Origin of the sequence: Pseudomonas sp. R62, from assembly GCF_000257605.1 — a bacterium.
In the GTDB taxonomy this organism is placed as follows: domain Bacteria; phylum Pseudomonadota; class Gammaproteobacteria; order Pseudomonadales; family Pseudomonadaceae; genus Aquipseudomonas; species Aquipseudomonas atacamensis.
Genome location: NZ_JH635998.1, coordinates 769890 through 777095, shown reverse-complemented (window position 1 = coordinate 777095; position 7206 = coordinate 769890). Strand labels below are relative to the sequence as shown.

Sequence of the window (7206 nt, the reverse complement as noted above, 5' to 3'; positions counted from 1 at the left end):
GGCAGGCGCCATTGGTCAAGCAGGGGCGACCAGACCCATTTGAACGCATACGCCAGGCCGATCAGGCTGGCATAGCCAATGGTTTCACGGGCCACGCCTGCTTCACGCAGCCATACGGAGAGCGTCGAGAACACCAGCATGTACGGCAGGCCGGCGGCAAAACCGAGCAACAACAGCACGAGCGTCGAAGGACTGGCATAGGCGGCGAGCGCGGCGCGCCAGGTTTTACGGGGCATGGGCTGAAGTCTGCCTCAAAATTGCGAAAACAAAGCGCGCACTCTAACCGCTGTGCTCTACCGGACGCCAGCCATGGCGCCGAATATCCACACGATTGTTCTGGACGGTGATGCCTTCCATACGCAATCGCGCGCGTTGTTCATCACCGGAAGGGCTGCCGACCGGCAGGCTGATGCGTCCGCCGGCGCCGAGCACGCGGTGCCAAGGCAGCTTGGTGTCGCCGGGCAACTGGCTCAAAGTCCGTCCGACCCAGCGCGCGGCGCGGCCCAGCCCGGCGAGTTCGGCCAACTGGCCATAACTGACGACTTTGCCTTCGGGCACTTGCGCGAGCGTCGAGTAGAGTGCCGTGCGTCGGATTTGCGCATCGTTTTCGACGCTGTCGAGCGGGTCTTTCACGTACGCGGCTCCTGAGCATTGGCGTGACGATGGCGACAAGGGTAATCGCTCGTGGCCCAGTTGAGAAATGAACTCAATTGAAATAGTCCGGTCAGTCCTTGTCATGGGCAAAATCCTACGGATAATGCCGACCCTTTTCGCCAACTCTGAGCCCCCGATCTGCTTATGTTCCCCAGAACCCTGTTGTGCCTTGCTGTTTTCAGCGCGTCCACGCCCCTGCTTGCCGACACCGTCTGGTTGAAAAACGGCGACAAGCTGAGTGGCACTATCACGGTATTCGACGGCGGCAAGCTGTTGATCCAGACCAAATACGCCGGCGCAGTGGCGATTGACTGGAAAGAGGTCAAGACCCTCGACAGCGATCAGCATCTGCTGGTCAAGCAGGACGCCTATGCCGGCGAAGTGTCGAAGTCGCTCACCGCGGCCGACGATGGCAAGGTCACCCTGGCCAACGGCGAGGAGCCGAAGACTGTCGAATTGGCGAGCATTCAGCAGATACTCAAGCCCAAGCCGATCGTCACCGACCTGGTGTGGAAGGGCAACGTCGATCTGGCGCTGGACTATCAGCGCGCCGAAAAGGACACCGACGATTACGACGTTGCCTTCAAGACTTCTGCTCGCCATGGCCGCTGGCGGCATACCGGCGAGGGCGAGTACAACCGCGAAGTCCAGGATGCGGAAACCACCACCAACAACTGGCGCGCCGAATATTCCCTCGACCGTTTCCTCACCGATCAGTGGTTCTGGCAGGGGCGCATCAACTACAAGCGTGATCACATCGAAGAGCTGGCGCGTCAGCGCGTGGTCGGTACCGGTCCGGGCTACCAGTTCTGGGACGACGAACTCGGCGCGTTCTCGCTGGGCTCGTTGCTCAACCGCACCGACTATGAATACCGCGATGGCAGCAAGGACAACTTCTATTCCGTCGCGATGAAGTGGGACTACAACCGCTACCTGATTGGCAAGAAGGTCGAGTTCTTCACCAATGGCGAAGTCGGCAAGCCGCTGTCGGGCGTTGCCGATTATGCGCTGGATGCCGAGCTGGGCCTGCGCTACAAGGTCACCGACTGGGCGTCGCTCAACCTCAAGGCCGAGCGCGACATCATCAGCGGCACCAACGATGCGGATCTGAACAAGACCCGATATACCGCAGGGTTTGGTGTGGCCTGGTAAAAGCACAAACGAAAAATCGCAGCCTTTCGGGTTGCGATTTTTTTTGCCTGAACAAAACAGGCGCCCACAAAAAAGCCCCGCTTTTAAGGGCGGGGCTCTTTTCTAAAGAAGCTACAAGTTAGATAACTTGTACTTCTTCAGCTTGCATGCCTTTCTGACCGCGGGTAGCGATGAAAGAAACCTGTTGGCCTTCTTTCAGGCTTTTGAAGCCGTCGGATTGGATAGCTTTGAAGTGAACGAACAGGTCGTCACCGGATTGTGGAGTGATGAAGCCGAAGCCTTTTTCATCGTTGAACCACTTAACGGTACCGGTTTGGCGATTAGACATGGTGTAACTCCTTGAACAAAGATAACTGCGACTCAGGAAGAACCCTGGCCGAGACTGAGTGCAAAGAGCAGGAAAAATTCTTGTAGATGGTTGGATCGAAATTCAACATATCGTGTAGAGATTCTCAGTGACACAAGCAACACAGTGACGCCACCTTAACCCTTTTTCCGGAACGTGCCAATGTTTCTTGCAAAGGATTCTGTGTTTTAGGGATCGGCGGTGCGACGGTTCGTCGCCACAGCGCGTAAATACGGGGTGTTCGCCGAGAATTGCGTTGCGCACTTTGATCGCGGCGACGCGCCCGGTAAGATGCCGGACAGAATTTTTCCACCTCGCTATTCAGGACAAACCCGCCATGAGCATCAAATCGGACAAGTGGATTCGCCGCATGGCGCAGGAACACGGCATGATCGAACCGTTCGTCGAGCGCCAGATGCGCGGCAGCGACGACAGCCGGGTGATTTCCTACGGCGTGTCGAGCTACGGCTACGACGTGCGTTGCACCAACCACTTCAAGGTGTTCACCAACATCAACTCGGCCATTGTCGACCCGAAGAACTTCGACGCCGGCAGCTTCGTCGACATCCACAGCGACGTCTGCATCATTCCGCCGAACTCCTTCGCCCTGGCCAGCACCGTCGAGTACTTCCGCATTCCGCGCAACGTGCTGACCATCTGCCTGGGTAAAAGCACCTACGCGCGCTGCGGCATCATCGTCAACGTCACTCCGCTCGAGCCTGAGTGGGAAGGTCATGTGACGCTGGAGTTCTCGAACACCACCAATCTGCCGGCGAAAATCTACGCCAACGAAGGCGTGGCGCAGATGCTCTTCCTCGAATCCGATGAAGAATGTGAAGTTTCCTACAAGGATCGTGGCGGCAAATATCAGGGCCAGCGTGGCGTAACCTTGCCGCGTACCTGATCGACCATCCGACGGATGTCGGGAATTCTTTGGCGGGCAGACACTCTATGGGGTGTACTGCCCGTTTTTGTTACACACAAATTCGGGCCTTCACTGAGGAGTGCCCTATGAAGATCGACCCGCGAATCAGCGCTGAACTGGCAAGGCTTGAGCCCAATCAGATAGGCGTTCTGGCCTGGTCGTTACTGGCGAATCCGTCTTTGAGCCTGTCCGGCGGCGTGCCCGGCCAGCCCGATCCCGATACTCCCAACGAACAACCGACCGAACCAGGCGAACCGACCCTGCCGGACGAGCCGCCTCCGGCGCCTGTTGCCTGACCGACTGTCATGAATATGGCCCGTCAGCCTGATCGATTTGCGATCTAGCTGACGGGCCATATTTCGTTGTCGCCGATCACGAAGACCTTGCAACTGTCGTCGCGCTCGACCTGATAGCCGCCGGTAAACGCACCGAATGCCGGCATCAGGCTGATGCGCTCACCGAGTCTGAAACAAGCCAGGCGCAGACTCTGCCGACCTTTGCCATGCAGCCGATAAACCGGGTGCACGTGGCCGGCGAGCACATGCCGTTCCGGATGCGCATCGGGCTCATGCTGCAGGGCGAATGGCCCGAGTAACAGCGGCTCTGGCACTACGCGGATATTCAGCGAGGCTGGTGGGTCGCCTGCGCGTTTGTCGTGGTTGCCGCGAATCAGTGTCATCGGCAGGTCAGCGTGCCGTGCGCGCCACTCTGCCAGCGCATTCAGTGTGGTCGGGACATGTGAGCCAGGCCCATGCAGAAAATCCCCGAGGAAGATCAACTGGCGACACGGCAGCCGCGCCAGCAACGCGTCGATCACCTCGATGTTGCTCGCCGTCGTGCCATGCGGCACCGGCTGGCCGAGGCTGCGATAGGCCGCCGCTTTACCGAAATGCACATCAGCGATCAGCAATGCTTCCTGCGCTGGCCAATACAGCGCTTTCTCCGGCAGCAACCACAACTCCTCACCGGCCAAACGCACCGGGTACGCACTCACGACGATTTTCCGTTATCAGCGGTTTTTTCCAGGTCACCGACCATTCTTCTGATCCTGTCAGCCAGCTTTTCCGAACTCATGCTCTCGCGCATCCGCTCCACCAGCAGTGGAAAGCCCAGCGGTGTAGGACGTTTAACCTGATGCACGTCCAGTTTCATCTGATTGATGCGCTCCAATGTCTGTTCCAGACGACGAATATCCAGTTCCTCGCGTAGGACCTCTTCCCCAGCCTGGGCCAGCAGCAGGTTGTCGGCGTCGTATTGTTTGAACACTTGGAAAAACAAGCCACTCGACGCCTGCACCTGGCGGGTGCTTTTCGGTGCGCCCGGATACCCGGCGAAGACCAGCCCGGCGATTCGCGCGATTTCGCGGAAGCGGCGCAACGCCAGTTCACCGGCATTGAGACTGGCGAGCACATCCAGCAACAGGTCATCGGCGTTGAACAGGTGAGCGTCGAGATGCGTGGCCCAATCCACCGGCGTGGCGCTGAGCAGTTCCAGGCCGTAATCATTCACGGCAATCGAGAAGGTCACCGGTTGCCGCTGACTGACGCGCCACGCCAGCAGGCTCGCCAGTCCCAGATGCACCTGCCGCCCGGCAAACGGATATAGGAAAAGGTGCCAGCCTTCGCGGGATTTCAGCACTTCGGCCAGCAGATTTTCCGTGGTGGGCAAACCGGACCAGCGTATCTGCGTCTCCAGCAGCGGCCGCAACGCGTGCATTTCCGGGCCTTTGAATTGACCTTGAGCAGCGGCGCTGAAGCGCGTGACCACCGCTTCGGCCAGTTCGTTGGATAACGGCATGCGCCCGCCATTCCAGCGCGGCACGGCGGCTTTTTTTGCGGTGCTGCGTTTGACGTAGGCGGTCATGTTTTCCACCCGCACCAGTTCCAGCAAGCGCCCGGCGAAGAGGAAACCATCGCCGGGTTTCAGCCGGGCAATAAAGCCTTCCTCGACGCTGCCCAGCTGTTTGCCGCCGCCGCCCTTGCTCCAGAATTTCAGGTTGATGCTCGCGTCGCTGACGATGGTGCCGATGCTCATGCGATGGCGCCGCGCCAGGCGCGCATCCGGCACGCGCCAGACGCCGTGTTCGTCCGGCTCGACCCGGCGGTAATCCGGATACGCTGTAAGAGACATCCCGCCATGGCGTACGAACGCCAGCGCCCAGGCCCAATCCGCCGCTGTCAGGTCGCGATAGGCCCAGGCGCCTCGGACTTCTTCGTACAATTCTTCAGGAATAAACCCACCGCCAAGGGCCATGCTGACCAAATGCTGGACCAGCACATCCAGCGGCTTGTGCGGTGACAGGCGCGGCTCGATGCGCCGTTGCTCGACGGCATCCCGTGCGGCGACCGCTTCGATCAGTTCCAGGCTGTGGGTCGGCACCAGCGTCACCCGCGAGGTGCGCCCCGGTGCGTGGCCGGAACGCCCGGCACGTTGCATCAACCGCGCGACGCCTTTCGCCGAGCCGATCTGCAGCACGCGCTCGACCGGGAGGAAATCCACACCCAAGTCCAGGCTCGAGGTGCAGACCACCGCTTTCAATTGGCCATTCTTCAGCGCCTGTTCGACCCAGTCGCGGGTATCGCGTGACAGTGAGCTGTGGTGCAGCGCGATCAATCCGGCCCAGTCCGGCCGCGCTTCCAGCAGCGCCTGATACCAGATCTCCGATTGCGCGCGGGTGTTGGTGAACACCAGGCTGCTGGCGCAGGCGTCGAGTTCGGCCACCACCTGCGGCAGCATCTTCAGACCAATGTGCCCGGCCCAGGGAAAACGCTCGATGGCCGGTGGCAGCAGGGTGTCGACTTGCAGGGTTTTTTCGCTTTTGCCCTGAACACTGACGCCGCCGCCCTGTGGGATCAGCACTTGCTCCGCGTGGGATTGATTACCGAGGGTGGCGGACACGCCCCAAACGATCAGTTCCGGCTGCCAATGCCGCAGGCGAGCGAGGGCCAGTTGCAGTTGCACGCCGCGTTTGTTGCCGAGCAACTCGTGCCATTCATCGACGACGATCATGCGCAGGGTCGACAACGCCGTGCGCGCATCGGCGCGGGCGAGCAACAGAGTCAGGCTTTCCGGGGTGGTAATCAGCGTCGTCGGCAAGCGCCGGCCCTGACGGGCGCGTTCGCTGCTGCTGGTGTCGCCGGTGCGCAGGCCGATGCTCCAAGGAATCTGCAATTCATCCACCGGGATTTGCAGCGCGCGGGCGGTATCGGCGGCGAGGGCGCGCATCGGCGTGATCCACAGCACCGTCAACGGCTCGGCCGGCGGTTTGCGTTTGCGCGGTGTAGCCACGGGCGGTTGCAGGCGGGCGAAGCGGTTGAGCGCAGCAAACCATACCGCATAAGTTTTGCCGGCGCCGGTGCTGGCGTGGAGCAATCCGGACTCGCCGTTTTTCACCGCCGCCCACACCTGTTTCTGAAAGGCGAACGGCTTCCAGTCGCGGGCGCTGAACCAGGTTTTTGCAAAGTCGGGGGATTTCGCCATGCCGGCTGCGTGCGCTCTGGAGGTGTTGTTTCAGAGACAGCGAAGCGGGGGGACAAGTTTAACTTTGTCGGTCGGTGGATTCCCCCGTGGGAGCGAGCCTGCTCGCGAATGCGATGTCACATTCAACATTGATGTTGACTGATAAACCGCTTTCGCGAGCAGGCTCGCTCCCACACAGGGTTGGGTGCCAACCTTATTTAAGATTGCCGCTGAGGAATTGCTTAAGGCGTTCACTCTTGGGGTTGCCCAGCACGTCTTCCGGCGCGCCTTCTTCTTCCACCAGACCCTGATGCAGAAACAGCACCTGATTCGACACCTTGCGCGCGAAACTCATTTCGTGGGTGACCATGATCATCGTCCGGCCTTCCTCGGCCAGGCCCTGAATCACTTTCAGCACTTCGCCGACCAGTTCCGGGTCGAGTGCCGAGGTCGGTTCGTCGAACAGCATCACTTCCGGTTCCATCGCCAGTGCCCGGGCGATCGCCACGCGCTGTTGCTGGCCGCCGGAGAGAAACGCCGGGTATTGATCGGCGACCCGCGCCGGCAAGCCGACTTTGTCCAGATAACGTCGGGCGCGATCCTCGGCTTCCTGTTTGCTGCAACCGAGCACCCGGCGCGGGGCCATGGTGATGTTTTCCAGCACGGTCAT

General features: G+C 60.3%; 8 protein-coding genes and 1 pseudogene. 3 read left to right on the top strand and 6 right to left on the bottom strand.

All coding sequences use genetic code 11. The annotated features are described in order from the left end of the window. Nucleotides 1-236: pseudogene (locus OQK_RS04960) on the bottom strand (AmpG family muropeptide MFS transporter); the annotation flags it as partial. Between the two features lie 43 nt (nucleotides 237-279). Beyond that, the gene (locus tag OQK_RS04955; RefSeq protein ID WP_016771391.1) at nucleotides 280-633 is read right to left on the bottom strand and encodes an MGMT family protein; all 354 of its coding nucleotides are present in this window, start codon (nucleotides 631-633) and stop codon (nucleotides 280-282) included. Between the two features lie 165 nt (nucleotides 634-798). Here OQK_RS04955 and OQK_RS04950 point away from each other — a divergent pair, with 165 nt between their 5' ends. Beyond that, entirely contained in the window at nucleotides 799-1806 is a 1008-nt protein-coding gene (locus OQK_RS04950) for a DUF481 domain-containing protein (protein WP_016771390.1), read from the top strand. Nucleotides 1807-1924: 118 nt separating this feature from the next. Here the strand turns inward: OQK_RS04950 and OQK_RS04945 are convergent, their stop codons facing one another. Next, the gene (locus OQK_RS04945) at nucleotides 1925-2134 is read right to left on the bottom strand and encodes a cold-shock protein (protein ID WP_002554837.1); all 210 of its coding nucleotides are present in this window, start codon (nucleotides 2132-2134) and stop codon (nucleotides 1925-1927) included. A 355-nt stretch (nucleotides 2135-2489) separates the two neighbouring features. Here OQK_RS04945 and dcd point away from each other — a divergent pair, with 355 nt between their 5' ends. After that, nucleotides 2490-3056 carry a dCTP deaminase gene (dcd, locus tag OQK_RS04940; RefSeq protein WP_007940589.1) on the top strand — a complete coding sequence of 189 codons (567 nt, stop codon included), beginning with the start codon at nucleotides 2490-2492 and terminating at the stop codon, nucleotides 3054-3056. Between the two features lie 107 nt (nucleotides 3057-3163). Continuing rightward, on the top strand, nucleotides 3164-3373 hold the full coding sequence (locus OQK_RS04935) for a hypothetical protein (protein ID WP_016771389.1): 210 nt from the start codon (nucleotides 3164-3166) through the stop codon (nucleotides 3371-3373). A 44-nt stretch (nucleotides 3374-3417) separates the two neighbouring features. On the opposite strand, the gene pdeM is transcribed toward OQK_RS04935, so the two are convergent. The 3 genes from pdeM to OQK_RS04920 form a co-directional block, all read right to left on the bottom strand. Next, entirely contained in the window at nucleotides 3418-4071 is a 654-nt protein-coding gene (gene pdeM, locus OQK_RS04930) for a ligase-associated DNA damage response endonuclease PdeM (RefSeq protein ID WP_016771388.1), read from the bottom strand. Further along, complete coding sequence (locus tag OQK_RS04925; protein WP_016771387.1) at nucleotides 4068-6557, bottom strand: ligase-associated DNA damage response DEXH box helicase; 2490 nt, start codon at nucleotides 6555-6557, stop codon at nucleotides 4068-4070. The genes pdeM and OQK_RS04925 overlap by 4 nt, the downstream gene beginning before the upstream one ends. Before the next feature lie 193 nt (nucleotides 6558-6750). Next, the coding region (locus OQK_RS04920; protein ID WP_016771386.1) for an ATP-binding cassette domain-containing protein at nucleotides 6751-7206 on the bottom strand (456 nt) is incomplete at its 5' end.

What these genes read in the sequence shown, in the direction of transcription:
- OQK_RS04935 (WP_016771389.1), top strand. Translation starts at nt 3,164, where the DNA reads ATGAAGATCGACCCGCGAATCAGCGCTGAACTGGCAAGGCTTGAGCCC.
- OQK_RS04950 (WP_016771390.1), top strand. Translation starts at nt 799, where the DNA reads ATGTTCCCCAGAACCCTGTTGTGCCTTGCTGTTTTCAGCGCGTCCACG.
- dcd (WP_007940589.1), top strand. Translation starts at nt 2,490, where the DNA reads ATGAGCATCAAATCGGACAAGTGGATTCGCCGCATGGCGCAGGAACAC.
- OQK_RS04925 (WP_016771387.1), bottom strand. Translation starts at nt 6,557, where the DNA reads ATGGCGAAATCCCCCGACTTTGCAAAAACCTGGTTCAGCGCCCGCGAC.
- OQK_RS04945 (WP_002554837.1), bottom strand. Translation starts at nt 2,134, where the DNA reads ATGTCTAATCGCCAAACCGGTACCGTTAAGTGGTTCAACGATGAAAAA.